Here is an 839-nt window from a genome sequence, read left to right on the forward strand (position 1 = left end):
GCTTGGCCGCGATACAGCAACGGGAATTCCTTGCATCCTTTTCTTCATCCAGGCGTTTGCCCATACCGATGTAGCCCGCATCAGCGTGGACTCGATTGTCATCATCCCGCACCAGGTGCTCTACCATGGTGACATCAGCCACGTTAGCCGAGGTGGCAACTACGGTATGCGTCAGGCCGGTTACTGCGTCGACGCCAATATGGGCCTTCATGCCGAAGTACCATTGGTTGCCCTTGCGGGTCTGTTTCATCTCGGGGTCGCGCTGTTTGGCCTTGTTCTTGGTGGAGGGCGCAGCCGAGACGATCGTGGCGTCGACAATAGTGCCCTCACGCATAAACAGCCCCTTCTCGGCCAGGTGAGCATTGATCTCCTGGAAGATCCGCTGCGTCAGGGCATGCTTTTCCAGCAGGTGGCGGAAGCGCAGTAGTGTGGTCGCATCCGGCACGCTCTCGATGGCCAGGTCGATCCCCACGAAGTCGCGCATTGCCTGGCTGTCGTAGATGGCATCTTCGAGCGCCTCATCAGCCAGTGCATACCACTGTTGCAGGAAGTAGATTCGCAGCATGCGCTCAAGCCCGATGGGCGGCCGGCCTCGCTTGCCCGCGGCATTCGGGAAGTAGGCTGGCGACAGTGCATCGATCAACTGGTGCCAAGGGAGCATTGCCTCCATCTGGGCCAGGAATCGCTCTCGACGAGTCACTTTCTTCTTGTTCTGATGCTCTGCTTGGGCGAATGAGATCTGCTTCATCGGATGGCTCTATCAGGCGGTAGCGATATTGCTAGATTCTACCCCGTCGGTGGCGATCAGGCACCAACGGCAGGATTTGTGCAGTGTTTCC

At 58.3% G+C, this 839-nt stretch carries 1 protein-coding gene; it reads right to left on the reverse strand.

Annotation, left to right across the window (positions count from 1 at the left end; genetic code table 11):
• Nucleotides 1–748, reverse strand: a 748-nt coding sequence (locus tag IZU87_RS17280) for an IS5 family transposase (RefSeq protein WP_213115366.1), incomplete at its 3' end; no start/stop codon positions are given.
• Between the last annotated feature and the right edge of the window lie 91 nt (nt 749–839).

Source organism: Cobetia sp. MC34 (genome assembly GCF_018340035.1).
Taxonomy (GTDB): Bacteria; Pseudomonadota; Gammaproteobacteria; order Pseudomonadales; family Halomonadaceae; genus Cobetia; species Cobetia amphilecti.